The organism is Rhizobium sp. G187 (assembly GCF_051549525.1).
GTDB lineage: Bacteria > Pseudomonadota > Alphaproteobacteria > Rhizobiales > Rhizobiaceae > Allorhizobium.
Map to the genome: position 1 here is coordinate 23,384 of NZ_JBPUGM010000001.1, position 24,247 is coordinate 47,630.

Here is a 24,247-nt window from a genome sequence, read left to right on the forward strand (position 1 = left end):
ATTCCTTCGCGTTATTTCTCAACCTATGAAGATCAACGGCACGACCATTGCTGCGACTGAGATGACGGCCCGCGCTGAGGCCTGTTTTGTCGCGTCGGTGCCAAACTCGCTTCTTCTTCTCGGCCTTATCCGCGGTTGCCGGGTCCATTGAGGAGCGCCCGGCGGCCGGGTCAGCCGTTTGGCGATTGCTCCTCGAAATCTCCCTTGTAATGCAATTGATCCCTTAAAAAGGGCCCGGGCAGACGTGCCAAAGCTTCGCTGATTTGCTATCAGCCTTGCACGCTGCGGGTAAGAGAAGAGACGAGACCGATGATTTTGAAGACCCATTCCGTCAAGCAGGGCATGCAGGACGCTTCGCAGAAGTACCGCCCGTATCCGCAAATCGATATTGCCGACCGCACCTGGCCATCCAAGGTGATCGACAAGGCGCCGATCTGGTGCTCGGTCGACCTGCGCGACGGCAACCAGTCGCTGGTCAACCCGATGGGCCATGACCGCAAGGCCCGCATGTTCCAGCTCTTGCTCGACATGGGCTTCAAGGAAATCGAAATCGGCTTTCCCTCGGCCTCGCAGACCGATTTCGACTTTGCCCGCTGGTGCGTGGAGGAGGGTGGCGTTCCCGCCGACGTTTCGCTGCAGGTGCTGGTGCAGTGCCGGCCGGAATTGATTACGCGGACGTTTGAGGCGCTGGAAGGTGCGACGAACCCGATCATTCATTTCTACAATTCCACATCCGAGCTGCAGCGCCGCGTGGTCTTCGGCAAGGATGTCGCTGGCATCAAGCAGATTGCCGTCGATGCCGCCAAGATGATCATGGATATGGCAGCGAAGGCCGGTGGCGGCTATCGCTTCGAATATTCGCCCGAAAGCTTCACCGGCACCGAGCTGGACGTGGCGCTGGAGATCTGCAACGCCGTGATCGCTGAAGTAAAGCCGACAGCGGAGAACAAGCTGATCCTCAATCTGCCGTCCACCGTCGAAATGTCGACGCCGAACATCTATGCCGACCAGATCGAATGGATGTGCCGCAACATCGACAACCGCGAAAACGTTATCATCTCATTGCATCCGCATAACGACCGGGGCACCGGCATTGCCGCGACCGAACTCGGTCTGATGGCAGGTGCCGACCGTGTCGAAGGCACACTGTTCGGCAATGGCGAGCGCACCGGCAATGTCGACATCGTGACGCTGGCGCTGAACATGTATACGCAAGGGGTCGATCCGGAATTGGACTGCTCCGACATCGAGCGGATCAAGGCCGTCTACGAATATTCGAACGAAATGGTCATTCCCGAGCGCCATCCTTACGTTGGCGAACTGGTCTATACGGCCTTCTCCGGTTCGCACCAGGATGCGATCAACAAGGGCATGAAGGCGATCAGGCAAGCGAATTCGCCGATCTGGGAAGTGCCTTATCTGCCGATCGATCCGCAGGATGTCGGCCGCACCTATGAGGCGATCATCCGCATCAACTCGCAGTCGGGCAAGGGCGGCATCGCCTATATCCTGCAGGAAGACTACGGTATTAACCTGCCCCGGAACCTGCAGATCGAGTTTCGCGAGGACATTCAGCGGATCACGGACGAGGAAGGCAAGGAACTGCCGTCGAAAAAGATCTACGAGCGCTTCATCGAGCGCTACGTCGACCAGACAGGCGCGCGGATCAAGTTCGTCGATCACCACACCTATCCGGATACCGAGAAGAAGGGCATCCGGATCGTCGCTGCCGAAATCACCGACAAGGGTGAGACGAAGCGGATCGAAGGCAAGGGGACAGGGCCGATCGATGGGTTCGTCGATGCGCTGTCGACCTATCTCGGCATAGATCTCTCCGTGCAGGACTATTCCGAGCACTCGTTGCAGCACGGCTCCAATGCGGCGGCGATCGCCTATGTCGAGATGGCGCATCAGGGCGGCAAGCTGTTCGGGGCTGGCATCAACACCAATATCGTGACGGCTTCGCTGGAAGCAATTGTGTCTGCGGCCAACCGTGTGCTCGACGAGCAGGCGAAGGCCTGATGGCCATGACACTCTTCGCCGAGGAACGACACCTTTCCTCGGCGAAGCCACCCCTGGTCCTGCTGCATGGTTTCGGCGGGATCGGGGCGCTCTGGCGGCCGGTTACCGACCGGCTCTTTGCTGAGCAACCACTTCTCATTTACGACCTTCCCGGGCATGGACGCTCACTGGAGAGCGAGGGTATCGGCCACGCGGGCGTTATGGCCAAGGCCATTCTGGCTGATCTCGAAAAGCGTGATATTGGACGCTTCCATCTCTGCGGTCATTCCCTGGGCGGAGCGGTCGCAAGCCTCATCGCAGTCAGGGCGGGGACCCGCTTGTCGTCGCTGACACTGCTGTCTCCGGGTGGGTTTGGGCCTGAGATCAATGCTGTCGCTTTGCGGCGCTATGGGCTCGCAGAAACGGTTGCAGAGCTCAGAGGTGCCATTGTTGGCATGATGGCGCCCGGTTTCGAGCCATGCAAGAGCGATGTGGGCCGGCTCGCAGACGCCCGGCATAGGCCCGGCGCGACGGATCGATTGATGCAGATTCTGGCCTCCTTCCTGGTCGAACGTGATGGAGGGGTGGGGCAGGGCACCCTGCCGCTTGCTGCCTTCACAGACCTCGATGTTCCAACACGGATCGTCTGGGGTCTGGAGGATCCGATCCTGCCGGTTCGGCAGGCGAAGCATGCATGGGACGGGGCAAAGACCATCCGGATTGCCGGTGTCGGCCACATGCTGATCGAAGAGGCACCAGACGTGGTTGCGGCGGTTCTCGGCAAGGCGCTTTCTAGCGGGTGATATCCGCCGGGATCAGAGGCCGTGCAGTCTCTCGCTGTGGTCCAGCACGAGCGGTGCGTCTTCGCTTTCGATCCGATAGCGCTGCCAGTCGAGCTGCCAGTTCCCGGCTTCGCCGTCGATCGAAAACAGATTGAAGCCAGCGGCCGGCTTTTTGGCGCCGGGGCCCTGGCTTGCCGAGGCAATGCCGATGACGGGCACTTTCTTCTCGCGGTCATTCAACCAATAGAGCGTGTTCAGATGGGTGTGGCCGTGCAGCACAAGCTCACAGCCACCGGTGCGGATGGCGGCCGCGAAACGGCGGATGCCGATCATGCGCTTGTGGCGGGCGGCGGCACCGCGGATTGGCGGATGATGGATCATCACGACGCGGAACAGCCCCTCTTCACCGGCGGCCTTCAGCAGATTGGCCGTCTCGCGCGCCTGACGGCCGCTGAAATAGCCAGAGGCGGAAAAGGGCGGCGTGGCAATCGAGGTGGAGCAACCGATCAACGCGACCGGGCCACGGCGGCGGATATAGGGAAAAAGCTTGTGTCCCTCGTGATAGATCAGGGGATCGTCGTCGCCGCGGACATAGTCGTACCAGGCATGCATGGCCCGGTCATGAGCGCCGGGCACATAGGCGTCATGATTGCCTGGCACGACGGAGGTGTCGAGCGGCGCACCGGCTTCCTTCAACCATTCGGCAACAAGGCTGATTTCGAGGCGCGAAGCGAGATTGACGAGATCGCCGGTGATCGCCAGGTGATCCGGCGACTGGGCGCGCAATCCCTCCAAAACCATATCGAGCGCATGCGGGAAAAGATGCTTGCGGCGATTGCGATGCCAGTTCAGATAGCCGGTGATCCGTTTCGAGGCCAGCTCCCGGATGGTCAGGTTCGGCAGAGGACCGAGATGGACGTCGGATATGTGGGCGAGTTTGAACATGGCGTTGTCTTAAACGGGCAGGAAATGAGGGGCAAGGGAAATGAAACCAGCCAAGGATGACAGTGGTTCAAGGCTTGGATGGCCAAAACGGTTCCTTGTCCGTTTGCTGCATATCTATTTCGCCTTCAGCCGTGGCATGACACTCGGCGTCCGGGCCGCCTGTTTTGATGCGGAGGGTCGCGTTTTCCTCGTGCGGCATACCTATGTTCCGGGCTGGCATCTGCCGGGTGGCGGGGTCGAACGCGGCGAAACGGCGCTGGATGCGCTGACCAAGGAGCTGCGCGAGGAGGGCAATCTGGTGATGACGGCGGCCCCCTTGCTCTTCCAGGTCTATTTCAACCATGCGATCAGCGGGCGCGACCATGTGCTGCTTTACCGGGTTCCCGTGCAGCAGACGGCTATCCGTCCGCCGGACCGGGAAATCGCCGAGGCTGGGTTTTTCAGCCTCAGTGATCTGCCGGCGGACACGACGGCGGCAACCCGGCAAAGGCTGGCGGAGCTTGCGGGGCTCGCCACGCCCGCCGGGTACTGGTCCTGATCAGGCGCTCAGCACGTCGCGGCCATGCGGGGCATTCAGATCAAGCTGCGGGCCAACGGGCACGACGCCAGTCGGATTGATCGTGCCATGGCTGCGATAGTAGTGGTGCTTGATGTGGCGCATCTCCACCGTCTCCGCCACGCCGGGCACCTGGTAGAGATCGCGCAGATAGGCTGAGAGGGCCGGGTAATCGGCGATGCGGCGAATGTTGCACTTGAAGTGGCCGACATAAACAGGGTCGAAGCGCAGCAGCGTGGTGAAGAGGCGCCAGTCGGCTTCCGTTTGGCTGTTGCCGAAGAGGTAACGCTGATTGGTCAGTCGCTCTTCCAGCCAATCAAGCGTTTCGAACAGCGGATAGACGGCACTTTCGTAAGCGTCCTGGGTCGTGGCGAAGCCGGCCTTGTAGACCCCGTTGTTGACCGTGTCGTAGATGCGGGCATTGACGGCGTCGATCTCGGCGCGCAGTGCTTCGGGATAAAAATCGAGGGTCGAGCCGGTCTGGCCGTTGAAGGCCGTGTTGAACATGCGGATGATCTCGGAGGACTCGTTCGAGACAATGGTGCCTTCCTGCTTGTCCCAGAGAACCGGCACGGTGACACGGCCGCTGAAGCCGGGATCTGCCCGGGTATAAACCTGCCAGAGGAAATCCGAGCCGAAGAGATGATCGGCGGTCGCGCCATCGCGATCATGGAATTCCCAGCCATTTTCCAGCATCAGCGGATCGACGACGGAGACCGTGATCAGGTCTTCGAGCCCCTTGAGGGCGCGGAAGATCAGGGTGCGATGCGCCCAGGGGCAGGCATAGGACACATAGAGATGATAGCGCCCGGCCTCGGCCTTGAAGCCGGCCTTGCCGGATGGGCCGGCTGCGCCATCGGCCGTCAGCCAATTGCGAAAACTGGAGTTTGCCCGCTGGAAATGCCCTGATGTCGATTTCGTATCATACCAAACGTCATGCCAGACGCCGTCTACGAGCTTGCCCACGGTGATATCCTTCCTGATCTTTGCTTGTCGTGGAAAATACGGCGCTGCCCGCAGAATGCGAGGGGCGATCGGATGAACACTGCGTTTTCCGTTGGACGGGTGGAAAATTTGCTGCTATCGAAACCCACCGAAAACGAAAGAAAGCCCTGATGACCAACCCACGGAACCTGCGACGACGCTGATGCTCATGGACGCGACACACGCGTCTTCGTGAACCCTATTGCTGTCTGTCTGCTGGTTTTGGTCATCCATGTTGAACTCCGGGCTTGTCTACCTCACTGAGGATGCGTCGCACGACGCGGTTATCGAACTCATCAACGAAGAAGCCTTTGGCCCTGGCCGGCATACCCGTGCCGCAGCCCGCATTCGCGAGCAGGGGCCGCATGATCGCTCGCTCTCGTTCATCTGCGCCGATCGCGGCGAGACAATCGCTTCGGTGCGGATGACGCCTGTCATGGCGGGTGATGTGAAGGCACATCTGCTCGGGCCGCTTGCGGTCCGGCCCAGCCACAAGAACATGGGCATCGGCCGCGAACTGGTGCGGATCGCAATCGAGGCGGCCCGCCGCAAGGGTTCCGAGGGGGTGATCCTGGTTGGCGACCCGCCGTATTACATGCCGCTCGGCTTCGAGAAAGTCGCGTGGAAGGCGCTGGAGTTTCCAGGCCCCGTCGATCCCGGTCGTGTGCTGATCGTGCCGCTTGGTGCGGATGTGCATCAGAGGTTGAAGGGCGTGATTGCCTGGCGGGATTGTCAGGTTCAGAGCCTGGCTGAGATTGATGCCGACGCACCGGTCAAGGTCTATGCATCGGCTTGAGCCTTTGCCGCGCAGCGCTTAGCGCCGCCGAACGGGCGGCGTGATCTCACGCACCAAGTGTTGGAGGCTGCGCTGATCATGGGTGTTCGTCTTGTCGAAAATGGCGGCGAGTTGCGATTTGACCGTGCCGTCGGACACGCCTTGCGCCTCCGAAATCTCTGCCCTCGATAAACCGTCCGCCACATAACCCACCACACGTCGCTCGGCCCCGGTCAGCGCAAACAGGGCCGCGATCGCATCGATGGCGGATTGCACGACGGTGCCCGCTGCGGCGATGAACACGGCCGCTGCCGCGCGACTTTCGAAGCGCTCGCGATTGATCCGGTTCTGCAAGGGAAGGACATGAGCGACGGCCGGATTGCTGCTTGACCCCAGCGGCACATCGATGCCGGCAGCCCCGAGCGCCACTTCATCCCGGACGCCGAGCCCGACCGTCTTCACCAGGGCGGCCTGGGCATAGGGATGGCGGGCGATCAGCTTGCCGGTGCGTTGCTCGATGACTGCCTGATCGCGCAACCTGTCCTCGGCCGCCGCATTGGCAAACAGGATCGACATGTCGTCGGCGACGATGACCACGGCCTGATCGAGCGCGCCGATGACATCGCGCAGCACGGCGTTTTCCGTGCGCTCCATTTCCAGCATGTCGTTGATGGTCACGGCGCGGCGAATATGGGGGCCGAGAAGGGCCACAAGATTGAAGACGCGCCGGTCCGTCGGTTCGTATTGAACGGAAATATTGATCGTTCCAACACGGGTCGGGCGTTTGAGCACGGCCATGTCGATCGAGTTCAAAATCTTGTAGGGCGCATGGAAGTTGCGGTAGAGGGCACCATTCTTCCACACGGCCTCACCGTCATGGCCATAGAGGTTGAACATGCGTTCCAGCGTGTCGGGCTCGTCGATCGCCATGCGATGCAAGAGGTGAAAAAACGGCACGTCCCTGGCATGGTCGATCAGGGCCCTGATAGCCGCGGGATCGTCGCAGGCCACCTGGGCCAGGCGGGCGGCCCGGGTGTTGGTGTCGAAGACGGCAAGCGTGGTCAGGAAGCCATTGGCCTGACGGTTGATCAGAGACAGCGCCTGCGTCCAGAGGCTCTCGCTCGCCACGCAATCGTAAATGCTGCCGATCAGGTCCGATAAATCCCGTTCCATCTGCCTTGTCCCGTGTTCTCCGGTGCCCGGATCAGTCGAGGTTTTGTGGCATGGGTGACGATGCCCATGACGGGAACGATAACACAGAGTTGTATTTTTCAAATCATCCCCCGCGCGGGAGATGGCGGGCGAAGCTCCATCCGTACAGTCGCCACTACGGGTCGGGACCGCGGCGTTCGACGCCCGGTTTGATCTGTAATGAGGCAATGTTTGGAGGCAATTTCAATATGATAGCGAAATCAATCTCGCTGGCGGCAGCAATGGTGCTGGCGGGGGTGCCGTCTTTTGCGGCGGCCATGAAAAATGACTTTCTGGGCGAGGTTCGGCAGGCCAATGCTCGCTTCGTCAGTGTCGCGCAAGCCGTCAAGGAAGGCTATGCGCCTATTCCGTGTACCAGTGGCATCGATGGCGGAGCCATGGGCATCCATTACGTCAACGAAAAGCTGATCGCCGATGAGGCGCTCGATATCGCAAAGCCAGAGGCCGTCATGTACGAGCCCGACGATAGCGGCAGGCTGCATCTGGTGGCGGTCGAATACATCACCACCAAGGGACCTGCGGCGCTGGGCGGTCAGCTGTTCAGCCTGACCAATGCGCCAAACCGGTACGGCTTGCCGGCCTTTTACGAACTGCATGTCTGGGCCTGGCGGGACAATCCCAAGGGAACGTTCGCAGACATGAACCCGCGTGTCAGCTGCAACAATGCGCACTGACAATCCAACCCTTTCCATCAAGGAGACTGAAATGCCGCAATTTGTCATTGAACGCACGATTCCGGGCCTCGGCGACCTCGACGCCGCAACACTGAAGGCGATTTCGGCCAAATCGAACGCCGTGGTCGCCTCCCTTGGCGAGCCGTATCATTGGATCACGAGCTATGTCACGGGTGACAAGATGTACTGTGTCCACGAGGCGGAAAGCGCCGATGTGGTCTATCGGCACGCTAAAGAGGGAGGTTTCCCGGCGGACCGCGTAACGGAGGTCAAGACGCTGATCGGTCCGCAAACCGGTCGCTGACAGCTGTTCCTCCCGTGGTCGAGGAATACGAGGCCATGGCTGCGGGAGGACGTGCTTGCCGACTCGCCGGTCTTTGGCGGGAGGATGGAACCAATCTCTCAGCCAGCCCTTCTGCTGTTTCGTGACTTCCTACGGCTCGCGATCAGATCGGCGAGCATCATGCTGAAACAGACAGGAGACTGACATGTTGAAATTCATCGGTGGTACGATCGGCGCGATTTTTCTGATCGGACTGATCGTCGTTGTCCTGTTTTTCAAGCTGATCTTCTGAGCGAATGACCGGCTCGCAACCGGATTAAGCGCTTGAGAGATTTAGTCGAAGCGTTTGATCATCCAACTGATTTCGAGACCCGCTGTGAAATTTTCGATACGCCCGAAGGTCGTGTAGCCGGCGCGCTCATAAGCGCGTCGGGCATCCGGGTTGATGGTGTCGATATAGGCACCGATACAGCCGCGCGCTTTTGCTTCGTCTTCCGCTGTCGCCAGCAAATGCCCTGCCAGACGCTGCCCGCGCACGCGCTCGGGCACGAACAGCATCTCGACATAGAGCCAGCCGCGACCCGTATAGCCCACGAGCCCGCCATCTACAGTGCCGTCGTCATCAACGAGCGGGATGAAGATGTCGCGGCGATCCGTGGGACCGAGCAGCGTCTCGTTATAGGCCTTGAGGCCGGCGAGGATCGTGTCACGGGCGGCGTCGGGAACGGTGTCGAAGAGGCAGAGGGGCGGGGTCATATGAGCGAGTTTGCAGTCTTGGCAGATGGATGTCGAGTGCTTCGAACCCGTTCCCGCGCATGGTGGGATCACTCATACGTCGTTCAAACGGGGATTAAGGGCGCGCAAGGGATTCCTGATTTCAGCCTTTTCTTGTAAGGGGTGTCATGTTCCGCCGGCGGGCGTCAGGTCAGGCACCCTACCGCCCCTCACGCCACCACATGGCCGAAACCGCCAGGAGCAGGATGCCCAAGCCACCAAAGCCGGCAAACAGCGGCAGCGTGTTGACGCCTTTCAGAACCGTTTCGTCTGTCAATCTGATCAGCATGCGGCGGTCATCGGCGACGCGAACTTCGCCGCGCACCGGCAGGATGTCGGGCAGGCGGATGCCATCATTGCCGTCGTCGAGGCGGGCTGTTAGGCCCCGGCTTTCGCGCGCGATGGGTTGGAGAGACTCCGTCGTTGAGACCATGGCGCGGAATTCCGGCGCGTCGACGGCGCCGACATGGACGAGAGTGGAGAAGTCGCCATTGGTGACGGTGAAGAGGCCGGTCTCGGTCATGCGGCGCTCGCCGCGATAAAGGCCGGGCTGGATTTCTGTCAGGGCCAAGGTCTGGGTCTCGCCCGAAGGGGCGGTGATGGTGGCCTCGCCAGGGGCGTCGCCGATTGTCTGGCGGGTCACTTCCAGCGCGCGGCCAACGGCGCGGGCTTTCAGCGCCTCTTCCTCCAGTTCCGGCTCCTTCATCAGCCAGTGGGCGATGCGACGATAAAGCGAAACATGCGGTCCGCCGCCTTCAAACCCGCGGGCCCAGAGCCAGCCCTGGTCGGACAGCAGCATGGCGACGCGGCCTTGCTCGGCGCGGTTCAGCACCAGAAGCGGACGGTCGCCGTCGGCTGTCATCACCGTTTCGCCGGCTTCACCCGTCACCTCGACACTGCGGAACCAGCGTCCCCATTGCGGTGGTTCGACGGCTGAGCCATCGAGTCCACGGGTGACCGGATGGCGCTTGCCCTGATCAGAGAGGCGCGGGAAGAAGCCGGCCTGATGCACTTCGCCTGTCGGCGTTGCCGGGAGTACCGAGGCGAGCGGGGTGAGCGCAATCGAGTCCTGACCTGCATGTTCCGGACCGGCTGCGATCAGAAGCGCGCCGCCGTTTTTCACATATTCGGCGATGTAGTCGTAATAGAGGATCGGCAGCACGCCGCGATGCTGGTAGCGGTCGAAGATGATCAGGTCGAAATCATTGATCTTCTCGACGAAGAGTTCGCGGGTGGGGAAGGCGATGAGCGACAGTTCGTTGATCGGCGTGCCGTCCTGCTTTTCCGGTGGACGCAGGATGGTGAAATGCACGAGATCGACGGAGGCGTCTGACTTCAGGAGGTTGCGCCAGGCACGTTCACCGGCATGCGGCTCGCCGGAGACGAGCAGCACGCGCAGATTCTGGCGGATGCCCTCGATCAGGTGAATGGCGCGGTTGTTGACGTCGGTCACTTCGCCCGGCGTTCCGGCCACGGAAAATTCAAGCACGTTGTTGCCGCCACGCGGCACGCGGAAGGCAAAGGCGGTCTCGGCACCCGGCGTGGCCGGCACGGTGCCGAGATCCTCGCCGTTCATCTTTACAGAGACGTCTGCCGGCTGGCCGGAGGCGGTGCCATCATCGAACACGCGGAAGGTCAGTTCCTGTTCCTCGTCGACAATGCCGAAGCGCGGGGCGCGGATGATTTCGATGCGGCGGTCGAATTCACCGGATTTGCCGGTGACGAGGGCATGGAGCGGTGCGTCGAAGCCGAGTGTCTGGCCTTCGCCTGGCAGGTCATGCACCTGGCCGTCGGTGACGAAGATCGCACCCCCGATGCGGGCCGGGGGGACGTCGGTCGTGGCCGTCGTCAGGGCTTCGAAGAGACGGGTTGAGGGCGTGTCGGTATCGCCGGGATCGGCGACTTCGACAATGCGCGGTTCGAGGTTGGGGAAGCGGGCGAGGCGTTCGCGCAGGCCTTCAAGGGCCTTATCCGTCTGGGCCGCGCGGCCGGCGATCTCCTGGCTCTGGCTGCGGTCGACGATGACAGGGACGATGGTCGTCAGCGGTTCGCGTTCTTCCTGCATCAGCAGCGGATTGGCGAGCGCTGCCAGCACAGCAAACGAGGCGCCTAGGCGGATCGCGGTGCCGCGCACGCCGCGCAGGAAACCGAGGCCGGAGATGGCGATGGCAAGCACGGCCAGCACGGCGATGATGGCCCAGGGGATGAAGGGCGAAAATTCGATCGTCATCTCACTGCCCCAGCCGTTCGAGGAGGGCGGGGACATGGACCTGGTCCGCCTTGTAGTTGCCGGTCAGCATATACATCATGATGTTGACGCCGGAGCGGAAGGACATTTCCCGCTGCATCTCATCGGCGGGCACGACCGGCATGACGCTGCGGCCGTTCTCGTCGATGGCCCAGGCTCCGAGAAGATCGTTGCCGGTGATCATGATCGGCGTCACGCCATCGCCGGTGGAGGCAACGCCGCTATTGCTGGCCTGCGCTTCCTGGCGGGCCTCGACCCAGAGGGGGCTTCCTTCATAACGGCCGGGAAAGCCCTGCAGCAGGTAGAAGGCGCGGGTCAGCACGTGATCGGAGGGCACGGGTTCGAGCGGCGGAATGTCGATATTGGCAAGGATCGCCTGCAGCCGCTCGCCGTTCGGCGATGGGGCACCGGTATTGCCAAGGCTGGAAATCTGGTCGCGCGTATCGAAAAGCACGGTGCCACCGGCGCGCATATAGGCGTCGATCCGGCTGATCGCGGCCTGTGTCGGCATCGGGGCTGAGGCCGAGATCGGCCAGAAGATGATCGGATAGAAGGAGAGCTCGTCGGTCGCAATATCGACGCCGACAGGTGCCGAGGGTTCAAGTGTCGTGCGGTAGGTGAGGAAGTCGGTCAGGCCGACAAGGCCCTGTTCGGACAGGCGGTCGACATCCTCTTCGCCGGTCTTGACGTAAGCCAGATGGGTGTTTTCCAAGCGCTCGAGGATCACCTCGTCGCCCGGCTTGTCATCGGCGGCAAACGTCCGGTCAGGCGGCAGCGACGAAAGGCCAAGTGCCAGCGCCAGAAGCGAGGCCGTTGCCGCGCGCTTCGGCAGTCGGGAAAAGGCGCCGCCGATGAAGAGCACGACAAGGCTGTCGACGACCAGAAGCAGGAAGGCGAGGCTGAGCAGCCCCGGTTTCAGCGGCGTTGCGGCAGTTCCGGCCATGGGCTCTCTGGTCAAGGTCAGTCCATTCGCTGAGGAAAGGGGACGCAGCTTTGTATCCGATGGCAGGAGGTTGAGCGCGGTGAAGCCATCCTCGGTGCCATAAAGGCCGGGCGGATTGTCGAAGGTTGCGGATCTCGGCTGGTCCGGTCCGAGCGGCAGGGGGCGTGCGGTTCCGGCTTCCGTCGTCAACGCGCCGCGTTCGGTCAAAAGGCGGAAGGGCGGCAGGGACGGTGCCGTCGACTGGCCATTCTCGGCATCGGCGGCTCCGACGCGCGTGAGCTGCACGATACGGCGAAGCATTTCGACAAAGGTGCCGGAGATCGGCAAATCGGACCATGTCGCCTCGGCGCTGACATGGAAGAGGACAACGCGGCCGGCCGCATTTTCCTCGACGGTGACGAGGGGGGTGCCATCGGCAAGGCTTGCCCAGGTGCGGGCGGCGAGATCCGGCGTTGGCTCGGCCAGCACCTGACGCTTCACGAGAATGCCTTCGGGGCGCGGCATGCCGGCGAAGGGGCCGAAGCCTGGGAAATCGGCAAGCGGCTGAGGCTCGGCCCAGGAGAGGGCGCCGCCGAGCGCGCGCTCGCCCTGGCGCAGGATGACCGGGACGAGCGGATCGTCTGAGGGAGCGGCAGCGAGGCGCGGACCGGCAAAGCGGATCAGGGTGCCGCCCCGCTGGATCCACTTTTGCAGGGGTTCATAAACGTCGGCCGGCAGGCGCCCGACATCGGCGAGCACCAGAGCGGACGGGTTTTGCGCCAGGATTTCAGGAATGGCGACGGCAAGGTCGCTCTGGCCGGGCTTGACCACATCTGCATAGGGACCAAGCGCGCGCTCGATATAGTAGAGCGGTGACAAGAGCGGCTGGAAACCGTCGCCGCTATCGCCCGACACGAGCGCCACCTTGCGGCGGCGGAAACCGTCATCGAGCAGATAGGTTGCGCCGGCAGAGCCGATGCCCGAGATCGACAGGCGGGCAAAATCATTGCGCAGCTCGAAGGGAGCGGCAATCTCGCCGCTTGCCTCACGGGTGCCGGCCGGAAAATCGACCTGGCCCGAGGCGATGATGCGGCCCTGGCGATCCTGTGCGTCAACGATCAGAGCCTGGGCGTCTGTCGCATCGAGCCGGGACAGGGAGACCGTCAACGCATCTGTGCCGTTGGCGGCACCAGTGATCGCAACGCTGGTCGCACTGCGGCCCTCGATCAGACGCAGTTCTGCCGGCGAGAGCCCGGCGAGATCGCTGAGGAAAGGGTCGGTCTCGTCGACCGCGATGCCATCGGAGACGTAGACGAGCGTACCGGGTTTTTCATCGGCGAGGGCCACTCGCAACGCCTCAAGGGTGCGGCTGCGATCTGGGCGCAGCGGGCGGGGGGCGGCAGCACCCAGTTTGTCGAGGGCGGCGGCAGCCGTTCCGGGCGTCGCGTCATGGGTCTGATCGGCGGTGAACAGGATCGAGACCGGCAGGTCGCGATCCGTTGCGTCACCAATCAGCGTTGTGGCGGTTTCGACGCGACGCTCCCAGTCGCCGACGGTTGCCCAGCTGTTGTCGATGACGAGAACCAGCGGACCTTCGCCAGACAGGGTCGCCGTGCGCGGATTGAGCACGGGATCGGCGAGCGCGACGATCACCAGCGCTGCCATCAGCATGCGCAGAAGCGTCAGCCACCACGGGCTCTTGGCCGGCGTTTCCTCGCGCTTCAGCACGCCTGCGAGAATGCGAAGAGGCGGGAAGACTTCGTATTTCGGCCGTGGCGGCGTGAGCTTCAAGAGCCACCAGATCAGCGGTAGGGCGGCAAGCGCGGCGAGGATGACAGGTGCCCCGAAGGCGAGGGGAAAGCCGCTCATGGGGCGCTGCTCCTGCCACGCGTGGCCGGCATGCCGGACAGATGCATGTGGACTGCAACCAGTGCTTCCGAGGCGAGGCTGTCGGTCAAATGGTGGGTGAAGCTCCAGCCCATGCGGCGCAATTGGTCAGCAATGCTTTCGCGGCGGGCGATATAGGCCTGGCGGTAATCGCTTCGCAGTGTTTCGGCGCGGCCGGAGGTGAGTTTCTCGCCGGTTTCCGGATCCTGGAATTCGGTGCGGCCGGAGAAGGGGAAGCTTTCCTCGGCCGGATCGGCGATCTCGACCACATGGCCGCGCAGGCCCCGGCGGGCGAGGGGCGTGATCCGCTCCATGACCTTGCCGGCTTCGTCGAGAAAGTCGCCGATGAGAACAATGTCACTCGCCCCGCGGATCATGCGGGTATCCGGCAGACCTGACGTGGCCGGCGCATGCATGATCGCGGCCGCCAGTCTTTCGGCAGCGTTGCGAGCTGAGATGGGCTCCATGATGCCCGGGCAGCCGATGCGTTCGCCGGACCGGGCAAGGATTTCGGCCAGAGCCAGCATCAGAACGAGTGCGCGGCTTTCCTTCGAAACGGTCGCCAGCGTCGACTTGTACATCATAGAGGGCGACATGTCGGCCCAGAGCCAGACGGTGTGTGCGGCTTCCCACTCGCGGTCGCGGATATACATATGGTCATCGCGGGCCGAGCGGCGCCAGTCGATGCGGGTATAGCTTTCGCCATCGGCAAAGGGGCGAAACTGCCAGAAATTCTCGCCAATCCCGCGCTTGCGCCTGCCGTGCCAGCCGGCAATCACGGTGTTGGCGATGCGTTTGGCCTCCACCATGCAGTCGGGCACGAGCGCTGCGCGCTGGCGGGCGCGTGACAGCACCTCGCTTCCGGGTGTCTGCTCGACGATCTGGCCAATGGATGCCACGCTCTCGTGTCCTTCCTCAGCCGCGCAGGGACTTGACGAGGCCGGCGATCACGTCGCGTACCGTCATGCCCTCGGCGCGTGCCGCGAAGGTCAGCGCCATGCGGTGTTCGAGAACGGGTTCGGCCAGTGCTGCAACATCGTAGATCGATGGCGCAAGGCGGCCTTCATAAAGGGCGCGTGCGCGGGCACAGAGCATCAGTGCCTGGCCGGCGCGCGGGCCTGGACCCCAGGCGACATGCTTGTCAGTCTCGGCACTGCCGTGGCCGGGACGGGCCGAGCGGACGAGGGTGAGGATCGCGTCGACCACGGCGTCGGAGACCGGCATCTGACGGATCAGCCGCTGGATTTCCAGGAGACGCGTGCTGTCGATCACAGCGCTGGCCTTGCCCTCGGCGATGCCGGTCGTGTCGAGAAGGATCTGCCGTTCGGCGGCCAGTTCCGGGTAGAGCACGTCGACCTGCAGCAGGAAGCGGTCGAGCTGGGCTTCCGGCAGCGGATAGGTGCCTTCCTGCTCCAGCGGGTTCTGGGTGGCGAGCACGTGGAATGGGGCCGGCAGCTGGTAGGCCTGGCCGGCGATGGTGACGTGATATTCCTGCATCGACTGCAGAAGGGCAGACTGGGTGCGCGGGCTTGCGCGGTTGATTTCGTCGGCCATCAGGAGCTGGGCGAAGACCGGTCCCTTGACGAAGCGGAAGGAGCGGCGGCCGTTTTCGTCCTGGTCCATGACTTCCGTTCCCAGAATATCGGAGGGCATCAGGTCCGGCGTAAACTGGATGCGGTTGCCGTGAAGGCCGAGCACTGTGCCGAGCGTCATGACCAGCTTGGTCTTGGCAAGGCCGGGCACGCCAACCAGAAGCGCATGACCGCCGGAGAGGATGGCGAGCAACGTGTTCTCGACAACCTTTTCCTGCCCGAAGATCACTTTGGCGACTTCGGCGCGGATCGCAGCGATATCGTGCAGTGCCTTCTCGGCCTGTTCGATGATTGCCTTCTCGTCGAGTGCGGAATCCGGATTTGGCATCACGCCCATGGTCTGCTCCGATCGGTTGCGTCGCGTGGCGAATCGAACATTCGCGCGTGCTGAAGCTTATGAAACTAACTTATTGGCGACTTGACGGCTGACAAGCGCGTTTCGAATGACTATCTCGTGACTATCATGCTTACAGAAGAAACCGGGACGCGACTATGGCAGGCGAGACGCTGAAAGCTGAGACGGATGCGGCCGGGCTTGCGGCGATGATCGCGCGCGCCTCGGACCAGACCGCTGGCGGCAAGCCGGGCCTTCCCCCCGTGGAGCGCTGGGAACCGCCGTTTTGCGGCGATTTGGACATGGAAATCCGGGCTGACGGCACCTGGTTCTACATGGGTACCCCCATTGGCCGGGAAGCCCTGGTTCGCCTGTTTTCGACGGTCTTGCGCAAGGACGGAGACGGGAAAACCTATCTCGTCACACCTGTGGAAAAGGTTGGTATCCGGGTCGAGGATGCGCATTTCATCGCCGTCGAGATGAGTGTGGCCGAGCGGGACGGGCAGCCTGTCCTGTTTTTCCGGACGAATGTCGGGGATCTTGTCGAAGCGGATGCGGACCATCCGCTGCGCTTTGAGATCGCTGGCGAGACGCAGGAGCTGAAGCCCTATCTCCGGGTGCGCGGCCGGCTCGATGCGCTGGTTTCGCGGGCAGTCATGTATGACCTTGTCGATCGCGGCGAGGTCATCACCGTGGACGGGCGCGAGATGTTCTGTCTGCGCTCGGGCGCGGCGGTGTTTCCTGTCATGCCCGCCGATGAGCTGGACCGTTTGTCGCGATGAGTGCAGTCCCGTTTTCGGCCGCTGATTTCCGTGCAAGGGCGCTCGAGCAGATGGGTGTGCCGCTCGACCATGCCTGGCGTGATCACGGCGACCATGCGCTGAACCGGGACGCCATTCTTGCGATCGAGCAGCTGAAGCTGAAGGATGCAGCCGTGCTGATCGGGGTGGTCGATGATGGCGGGGAGGCGCGGGTTATCCTCACCCAGCGGACCGCGAAGCTTCGCAAACATGCCGGCCAGATTGCCTTTCCCGGTGGCGGTATCGACGACACAGACACATCGCCGGAAGAGGCCGCATTGCGTGAGGCCGAAGAGGAGATCGGGCTCGATCGGGCTTATGTCGAGACGGTTGGCCGCTTGCCGCAATATCTCTCAGGCACCGGCTTTCGCATCCAGCCGGTTCTGTCCGTCGTTCGCGGCGGCTTTACCATCACCCCCAATCCGCATGAAGTGGACAGCGTTTTCGAGGTCCCGCTCGCCTTTCTCATGGATCCTGCCAACCATCGGCAGGACAGCCGGATGTGGCAGGGGGCGGTGCGGCACTTCTATGTCATGCCCTATGGCGAGCGGCATATCTGGGGCATTACGGCCGGGATCATCCGGACACTTTACGAAAGGCTCTATGCATGACGAACCTCGCCAACCAGAGCTGGTTTCAGTCGCCCGGCTTGCAGAAGATCCTCACCCTCCTCAACAAGGATGGGGCTGAGACGCGGGTGGTGGGCGGTGCCGTTCGGAACAGTCTGATGGATCTTGCCGTCGGCGATATCGACCTGGCCACGACCCTTCTGCCGGAAGAGGTGATGGGCCGGGCGGCAGCGCGCGGCATCAAGGCGGTGCCGACCGGGATTGCCCATGGCACGGTGACGCTGGTGGTCGACGGGCAGCCTTTCGAGGTGACGACGCTGCGGCGCGATGTGGAGACCGACGGGCGTCATGCGCAGGTCGCCTTCGGCGCGGACTGGCAGGAAGATGCCGATCGGCGAGACCTGACGATCAATGCACTCTATGCGCGGGCCGATGGCGAAGTGGTCGATCTCGTCGGCGGGCTTGCCGATATCGAGAACCGGACGATCCGCTTCATCGGCGATGCGGAACAGCGGATTGCCGAGGACTATCTGCGGGTGCTGCGCTTCTTCCGCTTCTTTGCCTATTACGGCAGTGGCAGGCCCGATGCGACGGGGTTGAAAGCCTGTGCCCGTGCGCGGAGCCAGCTGAAATCGCTGTCGGCAGAGCGTGTCTGGAGTGAACTCAAGAAGCTGTTGTCGGCGCGAGACCCAGGTCGTGCCCTGCTCTGGATGCGGCAATCCGGTGTTCTCACAGAAATTCTGCCTGAAAGCGAGAAGTGGGGTATCGACGCGATCCCGGGGCTGATTGCAGCCGAACAGGCCCTGGGCTGGACGCCGGACCCCTTGCTGCGCCTTTCTGCGATCGTGCCGAAGGATGCGGGCCGGATGGCCGGGCTTGCGACACGGATCCGACTATCCAATGCCGAGGCTCTGGCGCTGGAACGCTTTGCGCGCACTCCAAAGCCGCAGGACACCGTGACGGACGTGGCCTTTGACCGCGATCTCTATCGGTTTGGCAAGGAAGGCTTCATCGCCGTCTTGAAGCTGGACCTGGCCTCAGCGCGCGCGAATGCTGAAAGTGATCCCAAGGCAATGACGCGCAGCGCGCGGCTTTCTGCTCTTCTCAAACGGGCGGAGGCCTTTGTCCGCCCGGTCATGCCGATCAAGGGAAGCGATCTCCTGGCCTGCGGTGTCCCGTCCGGCCCGAGGATCGGCGAGATCCTCGGCACGCTCGAAGAAAGCTGGATTGCATCAAGCTTCACCCTGGATCGGGAACGGCTGCTCGCCCGAGGCGCCGAACTGGCGGCGAAGTAACCTCGGACCTGGCGCAGCCTTTTCAGTTGGTTCGCGAGTTTTGCGTCTCTTCGGTGATGCGGGTCTTGATGTGGTCGATCATTGACGGGCGAATGACCTCTTCGCCATGCGTGATGCGGAGATGTTCGACCGTTCGGCGAACGACTTCTGCCTCGTCGTCGGCGCGGGTGTGCCAGTCACATCCAGGGACCAGGGTTCCGCATTGAAACTTTTTCATGCTCGTCTCCTCCTGTTTATGCTCGAGGCATAACCATTCAGCCCCGGGCTTGTTCACTCGGTGATGCGACAAAAAAAACGGCCCGCGCAGAGGCGGGCCGGAGGTCAGTTGCGCGGTGGATCTCGAAAGGCCTGTTTCGGCACTAGTCTGGTATGGCCCAGGAATGGAAGACAGAGCGGCTTGATCCTCCCTTGCCGCGATGTGTTCCGCTTTCCACGTCGTTTGCAGCCACGCGATCCGTCAGGTCATTGCCTGCGAGACCGAGCCGTACCTGCTCGACGAAATAAGAATGGGGCAGCTCAACGTCACTCGAAGCACGCAACTGTTCCGCCAGTCGATCGATCAACTCGGGTCCATCGATCATGCGCTCGGCGGGTTTACTCACACGCGTCTTGATTACTGCGGTCTGCCAGGTCATCGCATATCCCTCCTCGATAGTGCGTGCAGGGGCAGGATGCTCAAGAAGATGCTGAAACGCAATGCGATGCGTCAATTTCCGGGGCGTGATTCGCTAAGCACTCAGAAAGACAGGCCATTCTTTTTCGTGAGGGCCTGTGAACGTTGTTGCAAACGATTGCCCACTAAAACTCAGGGCCAGCGTACCATCGGTGGTAGCGATGACAGAATCGATTCGACGTTTCCGCCCGTCTTCAAGCCGAAGATCGTGCCCCGGTCGTACAGCAGGTTGAACTCGACATAGCGGCCACGACGGACAAGCTGTTCCTCGCGGTCAGCGTCGGTCCAGGGAGCGTTGAAGTTGGCCCGGACGATCTGCGGATAGATTGCCGCAAAAGCCTGGCCGACAGAGCGGGTGAAGGCAAAATTTGCCTCCCAGCCGCCGGCATTGGCCTCGTGATGCAGCCAGTCGTAGAAGATGCCACCGATACCGCGGGCCTCGTTGCGATGGGGCAGGAAGAAGTAGCGGTCGCACCATTCCTTGTAGGCAGGATAATCAGCAACGCTCGGATGGGCCTCGCAGGCCTTTTGCATGGCGGCATGGAAGGCGAGCGTGTCTGGATCATCCTGGGTACGGCGGCGATCAAGCACGGGGGTGAGGTCAGCACCGCCGCCAAACCACTGGCTGGAGGTAACGACCATGCGCGTGTTCATGTGCACGGTCGGGACGTTGGGGTTAACGGGGTGGGCGATCAGCGAAATGCCGGAGGCCCAGAAGCGCGGGTCTTCCTCGGCGCCTGGCATCTGCTTGCGGAATTCGGGTGAGAATTCGCCATGGACGGTGGAGGTGTGGACGCCGACCTTTTCGAAGACGCGGCCTTCCATCATCGACATGCGGCCGCCGCCGCCCTTGCCGTCGTCGCGCTGCCAGTCTTTTGCGACAAAGCGACCGGCGGGGCGATCGGATAGGGGCCCGGTGAGCTCGTCCTCGATGGTCTCGAAGGAGGCGCAGATGCTGTCGCGGAGGCTTTCGAACCAGGCGCGGGCCGTGGCCTTCTTCGCCTCGATATCGTCGGGCAGCCCCTTTGGCAGGTCCGGTCGCTCCATGGTCTTCTCCCCCTTTGCGGTCATTCAGCCCTTATCAGGTCCGAGACCGGGCCGCCACCGAGGCGGGCTTTGCGTCCCCGGAAAATCTTCTCGCCAAGAACGCGAAGGCGCATTAAAGTTGCACGCATGCGAGGGATGTCACGATGAAGATGCCCGGTCCGCCGTCATTTCACGGCCTGAAGAAGCGCATTGCCGAACAGCGCGCCCATGCCGCGCTTGGGGGAACCTCTCAATTCGTCAGGGAAACCTACTGCCAATCCCGAGAGGAAGCCCGGGCGACGGCGCGCGAATGGTTCAATGCCTTTCCAAAGGCTGCCTATTGGACAGAGGTCGAGAGCTGGCGCCAGCTCGAGGGCGATCAGATCGAATTCACGATGCGGCGTCTGTCATCGGCCGACTGAAAGTCAGGCTGTTGAGACAAACTGGCTTTGATCGTGAAAAGGCGATGCGATCTGAAGTCTTGCTAAAATTCTAATGTTTCGATCAATCGAAATACAAATGCTGCCTGTCAGTATGCCCCATGACGACGGACGGCATGATGCCGCCCATGAAGCGACATGACAGGTGGCGAGTTCTATATGACCTCAGTTTCGTTCAATCCGACTTCGACCAGCGCTGCCTCGCGGCTTGCGGCATCTCCCGTTGCCCTTGATGCGGCAAAGCGCCAGACCGCATCGGCCAAGACGCTTGCCGACCCGCAAGATGATGCCGCTTACTGGTCGATCGCCACCACGATGCGGGCCGAGAGCCTGTCGATGACGGCCGTGCAGGATGCGAACAGCCTTGCAGCCGCAATGACAGACACAGCCGCCGGCGGACTCGACCAGGCCACCGATGTCGTCGCCCAGATCCAGCAAAAACTGATCATTGCCAAATCTGTCGGGGCCAACCGTGCCACGATTGGCAGTGACATCAACGAGATGAAGGGGCAACTCGCCTCAATCGCAGCATCTGCTGGTTTTGCAGGGGAGAACTGGCTGCAGGTGGAAGAGGGGAGCCGCCCGAAGGTCGCTGCGCTGCTGGCATCCGTGACCAGCAATGGCGCTGGCGACCTCTCGATCAATATGATCGACTTCGACACCGGCAACTCTACGCTGATTTCGAAGCAGGATGCGGCCGATGGCATGTTGACGCGGGCCTATTCCGGCACAACGATCAGCGGCGTGAACTATAATTATTACCTCCTCGATGCGGGATCCGCCGTCGGCAATGGCAACGCATCGCGCGAGATCCGCGTCGATCAGAACACAACCAGCGACGAACTCGACGGGATGATCACGACGCTCAATCGCGTGATGATCGACATGGTTGGGGCGAGCGCCGATGTCAGTTCGACACGCAACCGAATTTCGGCCAATGTCGATTTCGTCGAGGATCTGCAGGGCTTGAACGATGCGGCTGTCAGTCAGCTTGTGGATGCCGATATGGGCGAGCAGTCCGCCCGCGAGGCAGCGCTCGGCGCTCAGCGACAGCTGCAGGCGAGTGGGCTCAACATCGCCAATAACTCCATGTCGCTGAAGTTGAGCCTTTTCCTGTAAGCCTCTGATAAAAAATTGGAAAGCCGCCGGTTTTTTGGCGGCTTTCGTGTCTCAGCGGCGGCGTTTGCCAGCGGCAGGCTTGGCTTTGCTGCGCGGCGGGACGACGGGCTTTGGCGCAGGCTGCGCGATGGCTTTTGTTGTAACCGGAGCCTCCGCTTGTGCGGTCAGAGGTTCCGAAACGTGTTCTGTGGTGGCGGGCTCGACAGGAATTGCCGGTTCCATCACGGCTGTGGAGAGCGATGTCGGTACCGCTTCCTCGGCGCTGTCCGTGACGTTAAGCGGGGTCGCAACGGGTAGGCTCTGCGGGTCGATGGCCGTGGTGCTGGCAACTTCGTCCGCGGCCACGGGTTCCTCCGTGAGGGCCGATATTGGCTCTGGCTTGGCTTCCACGGCGGGTTCGGGCGGGATTTCGGTTTTAGGCGCGAGCGCCGTCACGGGCGCGGCAGGCAGTGTGCTTGCCGGGATTTCCTCAGGTGCGGCCTCGGGCGCTGTCGATAAGATTGGCGTTTCGACCGCAGCGCCCCGGGCCATGATGCCCTTGAGGATCTTTGTGACGTGAAGTGTGCCGGGCAGGTCGGTATTGGTCGAATGACCGCAGAATGGCACTTTGAGGTCTGCCGGGATTTTCGGGCGAGAATTCAGTTCGCCAAACCAGTCCAGTTCGCCAACGACATCGATGACTTCGGTAAAGGCCTCCGGCATCTTGATGCGACCGCCGAAGGTGACGACGCGGCAGGCATCAACAAGGGTTGCGAGACGTTCCGGGTCGTTGCGCTTGAGTGTAAAGAGGGCATCGGCAATGACCTTGTTTCCGCGCGAGTGCCCCGCGATGAAGGTAAAGGATAGATCCTTGTCAGCCAGCAGGGTTGCGACCGTATCGCTGTCCAGTCCGGTGCGGCGCGCTGGGTTCGTGTCTGCGGCCCGCTGCCCGTAGGCCCCAAGTTTGGGGCGACCAACCGCATCGTCGATGGCCTCCAGATTTCCGCGGATATGGCCCATCCATCCGAAGAGGAATGCGCCGCCGATTGCTTCGTTGACAAGGTCACCGAGACCATAGCCGGAGACCACGGCTGCAACCGGCTGCCCGAGTGCATCGGCAACGTTACGGGCAAAGGCGGCAGCCCCGATCGCCGAGCCGCCAATGCCGGCAACGGCCATGGCATGGACGTCTTTTCCGCCGCGAAGCCGGTATTCCTCGACGCTGTCGCATAGCGTCAGCATGCCGTGGCCGGTCGGCGGCACGATCATGATCAGCCCCTCGGAGGCGATGCTGTCGCTGACATAGAAGGTTTCTTCGGCCGTCAGGGCCTTCACGTCGTAGTAGAGTGCGTCAAGCCCGGTGTTGCGAAGCCGCCAGGGCTCGAGGGCGGCGTTTCGAACGGGGCGGCGGCTCAGCCGTTCGGGGAAACTCAAGGATCGTGCGAACTGCGTCAGGCCTAGGGCAAATGCTGTCTCGAACATGGCTCCAACTCCCGTAATGTTGCGCCGCAGCATACCGCCTTTCGGGTGAATTAGCAATCTTTCAAGCGCTTCATGCGGGTATTCAAGCCCAGACTTTCGCTGTAGCCAAACGCGCCACTTGACCTCAAGGGTGGTTGAGGTCCGATGATTGTTTCGTCGATTTGAAAAGAGGGGGTCTGGGATGGGGGCAGGCAGAAAATGGCAAGCTCAAGCGGCGTCAAGGACCTGTCTGGCGCATGGCTTCGCCAGCGATCATTGCGGCGGAGAGAGCGATGTTGATCGACCGCTGCCCTTCGACCATGGGAATAAGCACGCGCTCTTCCGCAAGGTCATGGACATGCTCCGGGACCCCCGCGCTTTCGCGACCGAAGAGGAGGATGTCGTTGGTCCGGTAATCGAGGCGGGTATAGGGCAGGGCGGCCCTGGTCGAGGCGAGCACCAGACGGCGTCCTTCACTGCGCCGCCACGCGTCGAAATGTTCCCAGTTGATGTGACGGGTCATGGCGACGCTTGCCAGATAATCCATGCCGGCGCGTCTGAGGTTCTTGTCGGACAGGACAAAACCGGCAGGTTCGATGATATCGACCTTCAGCCCGAGACAGGCGGCAAGCCTGAGGATCGTGCCGGTATTGCCGGGAATGTCGGGCTGGAACAGGGCGATGCGCAAGTCGGTCATGGCGGTTTGCTTACGACAGGTGACGGCGCGGCTCAAGCGTGGTGGCAAACGGCAGCCTGCTTCGCGCTGATGGTCCTTCGCCTCGATCCACCATGGGGCCTGGCTGTGCCTCTCTTGCAACAGTCACGGTGGAATGCCCGGCCCTTCGAAGAGGCTTATGGTCAAAAACTGAACAGGACGGTAGAAAGAGTGCCTGTTCAACACGCAAGCGGGAGGGCC

24 protein-coding genes are annotated in these 24,247 nt (G+C 62.1%); 11 read left to right on the forward strand and 13 right to left on the reverse strand.

Features of this window, described 5'->3' with window-relative positions; genetic code table 11:
* Window positions 1-309 precede the first annotated feature (309 nt).
* Window positions 310-2,022 carry a 2-isopropylmalate synthase gene (gene leuA, locus ACSV9I_RS00110; RefSeq protein ID WP_054157767.1) on the forward strand — a complete coding sequence of 571 codons (1,713 nt, stop codon included), beginning with the start codon at window positions 310-312 and terminating at the stop codon, window positions 2,020-2,022.
* On the forward strand, window positions 2,022-2,804 hold the full coding sequence (locus ACSV9I_RS00115; RefSeq protein WP_438326473.1) for an alpha/beta fold hydrolase: 783 nt from the start codon (window positions 2,022-2,024) through the stop codon (window positions 2,802-2,804). Before leuA ends, ACSV9I_RS00115 begins: the two co-directional genes overlap by 1 nt.
* A 12-nt stretch (window positions 2,805-2,816) precedes the next feature.
* Here ACSV9I_RS00115 and ACSV9I_RS00120 read toward each other — a convergent pair whose 3' ends face one another.
* Window positions 2,817-3,728: a metallophosphoesterase family protein gene (locus ACSV9I_RS00120; RefSeq protein ID WP_438326474.1), complete on the reverse strand. Its 912-nt coding sequence runs from the start codon at window positions 3,726-3,728 to the stop codon at window positions 2,817-2,819.
* Between the two features lie 40 nt (window positions 3,729-3,768).
* Between ACSV9I_RS00120 and ACSV9I_RS00125 the strand changes: the two genes are divergently transcribed.
* Complete coding sequence (locus tag ACSV9I_RS00125; RefSeq protein WP_438326475.1) at window positions 3,769-4,266, forward strand: NUDIX domain-containing protein; 498 nt, start codon at window positions 3,769-3,771, stop codon at window positions 4,264-4,266.
* On the opposite strand, the gene ACSV9I_RS00130 is transcribed toward ACSV9I_RS00125, so the two are convergent.
* The gene (locus ACSV9I_RS00130; protein ID WP_438326476.1) at window positions 4,267-5,250 is read right to left on the reverse strand and encodes a glutathione S-transferase family protein; all 984 of its coding nucleotides are present in this window, start codon (window positions 5,248-5,250) and stop codon (window positions 4,267-4,269) included.
* A 250-nt stretch (window positions 5,251-5,500) separates the two neighbouring features.
* Between ACSV9I_RS00130 and ACSV9I_RS00135 the strand changes: the two genes are divergently transcribed.
* Window positions 5,501-6,064 (forward strand): GNAT family N-acetyltransferase, encoded by a 564-nt coding sequence (locus ACSV9I_RS00135; protein WP_438326477.1) that lies wholly within the window; start codon window positions 5,501-5,503, stop codon window positions 6,062-6,064.
* Between the two features lie 18 nt (window positions 6,065-6,082).
* Here ACSV9I_RS00135 and ACSV9I_RS00140 read toward each other — a convergent pair whose 3' ends face one another.
* A complete protein-coding gene (locus ACSV9I_RS00140; RefSeq protein WP_438326478.1) occupies window positions 6,083-7,216 on the reverse strand; it encodes a helix-turn-helix transcriptional regulator in 1,134 nt (377 codons plus the stop codon).
* Between the two features lie 260 nt (window positions 7,217-7,476).
* Here ACSV9I_RS00140 and ACSV9I_RS00145 point away from each other — a divergent pair, with 260 nt between their 5' ends.
* Complete coding sequence (locus ACSV9I_RS00145; RefSeq protein WP_438327632.1) at window positions 7,477-7,929, forward strand: hypothetical protein; 453 nt, start codon at window positions 7,477-7,479, stop codon at window positions 7,927-7,929.
* 31 nt (window positions 7,930-7,960) lie between these two features.
* Entirely contained in the window at window positions 7,961-8,233 is a 273-nt protein-coding gene (locus ACSV9I_RS00150) for a DUF4242 domain-containing protein (protein ID WP_438326479.1), read from the forward strand.
* Window positions 8,234-8,545: 312 nt separating this feature from the next.
* Here the strand turns inward: ACSV9I_RS00150 and ACSV9I_RS00155 are convergent, their stop codons facing one another.
* The 5 genes from ACSV9I_RS00155 to ACSV9I_RS00175 all read right to left on the reverse strand — a co-directional run bounded on the left by ACSV9I_RS00155 (window position 8,546) and on the right by ACSV9I_RS00175 (window position 15,972).
* Window positions 8,546-8,968 (reverse strand): GNAT family N-acetyltransferase, encoded by a 423-nt coding sequence (locus ACSV9I_RS00155; RefSeq protein WP_438326480.1) that lies wholly within the window; start codon window positions 8,966-8,968, stop codon window positions 8,546-8,548.
* A gap of 178 nt (window positions 8,969-9,146) precedes the next feature.
* A complete protein-coding gene (locus ACSV9I_RS00160) occupies window positions 9,147-11,216 on the reverse strand; it encodes a hypothetical protein (protein ID WP_438327634.1) in 2,070 nt (689 codons plus the stop codon).
* A 1-nt stretch (window position 11,217) separates the two neighbouring features.
* Complete coding sequence (locus tag ACSV9I_RS00165) at window positions 11,218-14,025, reverse strand: DUF4159 domain-containing protein (RefSeq protein ID WP_438326481.1); 2,808 nt, start codon at window positions 14,023-14,025, stop codon at window positions 11,218-11,220.
* A complete protein-coding gene (locus ACSV9I_RS00170) occupies window positions 14,022-14,942 on the reverse strand; it encodes a DUF58 domain-containing protein (protein ID WP_438326482.1) in 921 nt (306 codons plus the stop codon). Before ACSV9I_RS00170 ends, ACSV9I_RS00165 begins: the two co-directional genes overlap by 4 nt.
* A gap of 16 nt (window positions 14,943-14,958) precedes the next feature.
* Complete coding sequence (locus ACSV9I_RS00175) at window positions 14,959-15,972, reverse strand: AAA family ATPase (protein WP_438326483.1); 1,014 nt, start codon at window positions 15,970-15,972, stop codon at window positions 14,959-14,961.
* 155 nt (window positions 15,973-16,127) lie between these two features.
* On the opposite strand from ACSV9I_RS00175, the gene ACSV9I_RS00180 reads away from it, so the two are divergent.
* Genes ACSV9I_RS00180 through ACSV9I_RS00190 form a run of 3 tightly spaced genes read left to right on the forward strand, consistent with a single transcriptional unit; the run spans window position 16,128 to window position 18,633 of the window.
* Window positions 16,128-16,751, forward strand: a complete 624-nt coding sequence (locus tag ACSV9I_RS00180) for a DUF1285 domain-containing protein (protein WP_438326484.1) — start codon at window positions 16,128-16,130, stop codon at window positions 16,749-16,751.
* Window positions 16,748-17,380 carry a CoA pyrophosphatase gene (locus ACSV9I_RS00185; RefSeq protein WP_054157754.1) on the forward strand — a complete coding sequence of 211 codons (633 nt, stop codon included), beginning with the start codon at window positions 16,748-16,750 and terminating at the stop codon, window positions 17,378-17,380. The genes ACSV9I_RS00180 and ACSV9I_RS00185 overlap by 4 nt, the downstream gene beginning before the upstream one ends.
* Complete coding sequence (locus tag ACSV9I_RS00190) at window positions 17,377-18,633, forward strand: CCA tRNA nucleotidyltransferase (protein ID WP_438326485.1); 1,257 nt, start codon at window positions 17,377-17,379, stop codon at window positions 18,631-18,633. Before ACSV9I_RS00185 ends, ACSV9I_RS00190 begins: the two co-directional genes overlap by 4 nt.
* A 22-nt stretch (window positions 18,634-18,655) precedes the next feature.
* Here the strand turns inward: ACSV9I_RS00190 and ACSV9I_RS00195 are convergent, their stop codons facing one another.
* The 3 genes from ACSV9I_RS00195 to hemF all read right to left on the reverse strand — a co-directional run bounded on the left by ACSV9I_RS00195 (window position 18,656) and on the right by hemF (window position 20,353).
* Window positions 18,656-18,850, reverse strand: coding sequence for a DUF1059 domain-containing protein (locus ACSV9I_RS00195; RefSeq protein ID WP_438326486.1), 195 nt, complete (start codon window positions 18,848-18,850; stop codon window positions 18,656-18,658).
* Between the two features lie 142 nt (window positions 18,851-18,992).
* Window positions 18,993-19,268 (reverse strand): hypothetical protein, encoded by a 276-nt coding sequence (locus ACSV9I_RS00200; protein WP_054157751.1) that lies wholly within the window; start codon window positions 19,266-19,268, stop codon window positions 18,993-18,995.
* A 170-nt stretch (window positions 19,269-19,438) separates the two neighbouring features.
* Window positions 19,439-20,353, reverse strand: coding sequence for an oxygen-dependent coproporphyrinogen oxidase (hemF, locus tag ACSV9I_RS00205; protein ID WP_054157750.1), 915 nt, complete (start codon window positions 20,351-20,353; stop codon window positions 19,439-19,441).
* A gap of 143 nt (window positions 20,354-20,496) precedes the next feature.
* Here hemF and ACSV9I_RS00210 point away from each other — a divergent pair, with 143 nt between their 5' ends.
* Entirely contained in the window at window positions 20,497-20,754 is a 258-nt protein-coding gene (locus ACSV9I_RS00210) for a hypothetical protein (RefSeq protein WP_054157749.1), read from the forward strand.
* 177 nt (window positions 20,755-20,931) lie between these two features.
* A complete protein-coding gene (locus ACSV9I_RS00215) occupies window positions 20,932-21,891 on the forward strand; it encodes a flagellin (RefSeq protein ID WP_438326487.1) in 960 nt (319 codons plus the stop codon).
* Window positions 21,892-21,942: 51 nt separating this feature from the next.
* Here the strand turns inward: ACSV9I_RS00215 and ACSV9I_RS00220 are convergent, their stop codons facing one another.
* Complete coding sequence (locus tag ACSV9I_RS00220; protein ID WP_438326488.1) at window positions 21,943-23,352, reverse strand: cell envelope biogenesis protein OmpA; 1,410 nt, start codon at window positions 23,350-23,352, stop codon at window positions 21,943-21,945.
* A 217-nt stretch (window positions 23,353-23,569) separates the two neighbouring features.
* Entirely contained in the window at window positions 23,570-24,028 is a 459-nt protein-coding gene (locus ACSV9I_RS00225) for a tRNA (cytidine(34)-2'-O)-methyltransferase (RefSeq protein WP_438326489.1), read from the reverse strand.
* Window positions 24,029-24,247 lie beyond the last annotated feature (219 nt).

Excerpts from the sequence above, each read along its gene's own strand:
- ACSV9I_RS00125 (WP_438326475.1), top strand. The coding sequence starts at position 3,769 with ATGAAACCAGCCAAGGATGACAGTGGTTCAAGGCTTGGATGGCCAAAA.
- ACSV9I_RS00165 (WP_438326481.1), bottom strand. The coding sequence starts at position 14,025 with ATGAGCGGCTTTCCCCTCGCCTTCGGGGCACCTGTCATCCTCGCCGCG.
- ACSV9I_RS00155 (WP_438326480.1), bottom strand. The coding sequence starts at position 8,968 with ATGACCCCGCCCCTCTGCCTCTTCGACACCGTTCCCGACGCCGCCCGT.
- leuA (WP_054157767.1), top strand. The coding sequence starts at position 310 with ATGATTTTGAAGACCCATTCCGTCAAGCAGGGCATGCAGGACGCTTCG.
- ACSV9I_RS00200 (WP_054157751.1), bottom strand. The coding sequence starts at position 19,268 with ATGACCTGGCAGACCGCAGTAATCAAGACGCGTGTGAGTAAACCCGCC.
- ACSV9I_RS00160 (WP_438327634.1), bottom strand. The coding sequence starts at position 11,216 with ATGACGATCGAATTTTCGCCCTTCATCCCCTGGGCCATCATCGCCGTG.
- ACSV9I_RS00195 (WP_438326486.1), bottom strand. The coding sequence starts at position 18,850 with ATGAAAAAGTTTCAATGCGGAACCCTGGTCCCTGGATGTGACTGGCAC.
- ACSV9I_RS00115 (WP_438326473.1), top strand. The coding sequence starts at position 2,022 with ATGGCCATGACACTCTTCGCCGAGGAACGACACCTTTCCTCGGCGAAG.
- ACSV9I_RS00210 (WP_054157749.1), top strand. The coding sequence starts at position 20,497 with ATGAAGATGCCCGGTCCGCCGTCATTTCACGGCCTGAAGAAGCGCATT.
- hemF (WP_054157750.1), bottom strand. The coding sequence starts at position 20,353 with ATGGAGCGACCGGACCTGCCAAAGGGGCTGCCCGACGATATCGAGGCG.
- ACSV9I_RS00140 (WP_438326478.1), bottom strand. The coding sequence starts at position 7,216 with ATGGAACGGGATTTATCGGACCTGATCGGCAGCATTTACGATTGCGTG.
- ACSV9I_RS00185 (WP_054157754.1), top strand. The coding sequence starts at position 16,748 with ATGAGTGCAGTCCCGTTTTCGGCCGCTGATTTCCGTGCAAGGGCGCTC.
- ACSV9I_RS00150 (WP_438326479.1), top strand. The coding sequence starts at position 7,961 with ATGCCGCAATTTGTCATTGAACGCACGATTCCGGGCCTCGGCGACCTC.
- ACSV9I_RS00215 (WP_438326487.1), top strand. The coding sequence starts at position 20,932 with ATGACCTCAGTTTCGTTCAATCCGACTTCGACCAGCGCTGCCTCGCGG.
- ACSV9I_RS00225 (WP_438326489.1), bottom strand. The coding sequence starts at position 24,028 with ATGACCGACTTGCGCATCGCCCTGTTCCAGCCCGACATTCCCGGCAAT.
- ACSV9I_RS00135 (WP_438326477.1), top strand. The coding sequence starts at position 5,501 with ATGTTGAACTCCGGGCTTGTCTACCTCACTGAGGATGCGTCGCACGAC.
- ACSV9I_RS00180 (WP_438326484.1), top strand. The coding sequence starts at position 16,128 with ATGGCAGGCGAGACGCTGAAAGCTGAGACGGATGCGGCCGGGCTTGCG.
- ACSV9I_RS00175 (WP_438326483.1), bottom strand. The coding sequence starts at position 15,972 with ATGGGCGTGATGCCAAATCCGGATTCCGCACTCGACGAGAAGGCAATC.
- ACSV9I_RS00220 (WP_438326488.1), bottom strand. The coding sequence starts at position 23,352 with ATGTTCGAGACAGCATTTGCCCTAGGCCTGACGCAGTTCGCACGATCC.
- ACSV9I_RS00190 (WP_438326485.1), top strand. The coding sequence starts at position 17,377 with ATGACGAACCTCGCCAACCAGAGCTGGTTTCAGTCGCCCGGCTTGCAG.
- ACSV9I_RS00145 (WP_438327632.1), top strand. The coding sequence starts at position 7,477 with ATGGTGCTGGCGGGGGTGCCGTCTTTTGCGGCGGCCATGAAAAATGAC.
- ACSV9I_RS00120 (WP_438326474.1), bottom strand. The coding sequence starts at position 3,728 with ATGTTCAAACTCGCCCACATATCCGACGTCCATCTCGGTCCTCTGCCG.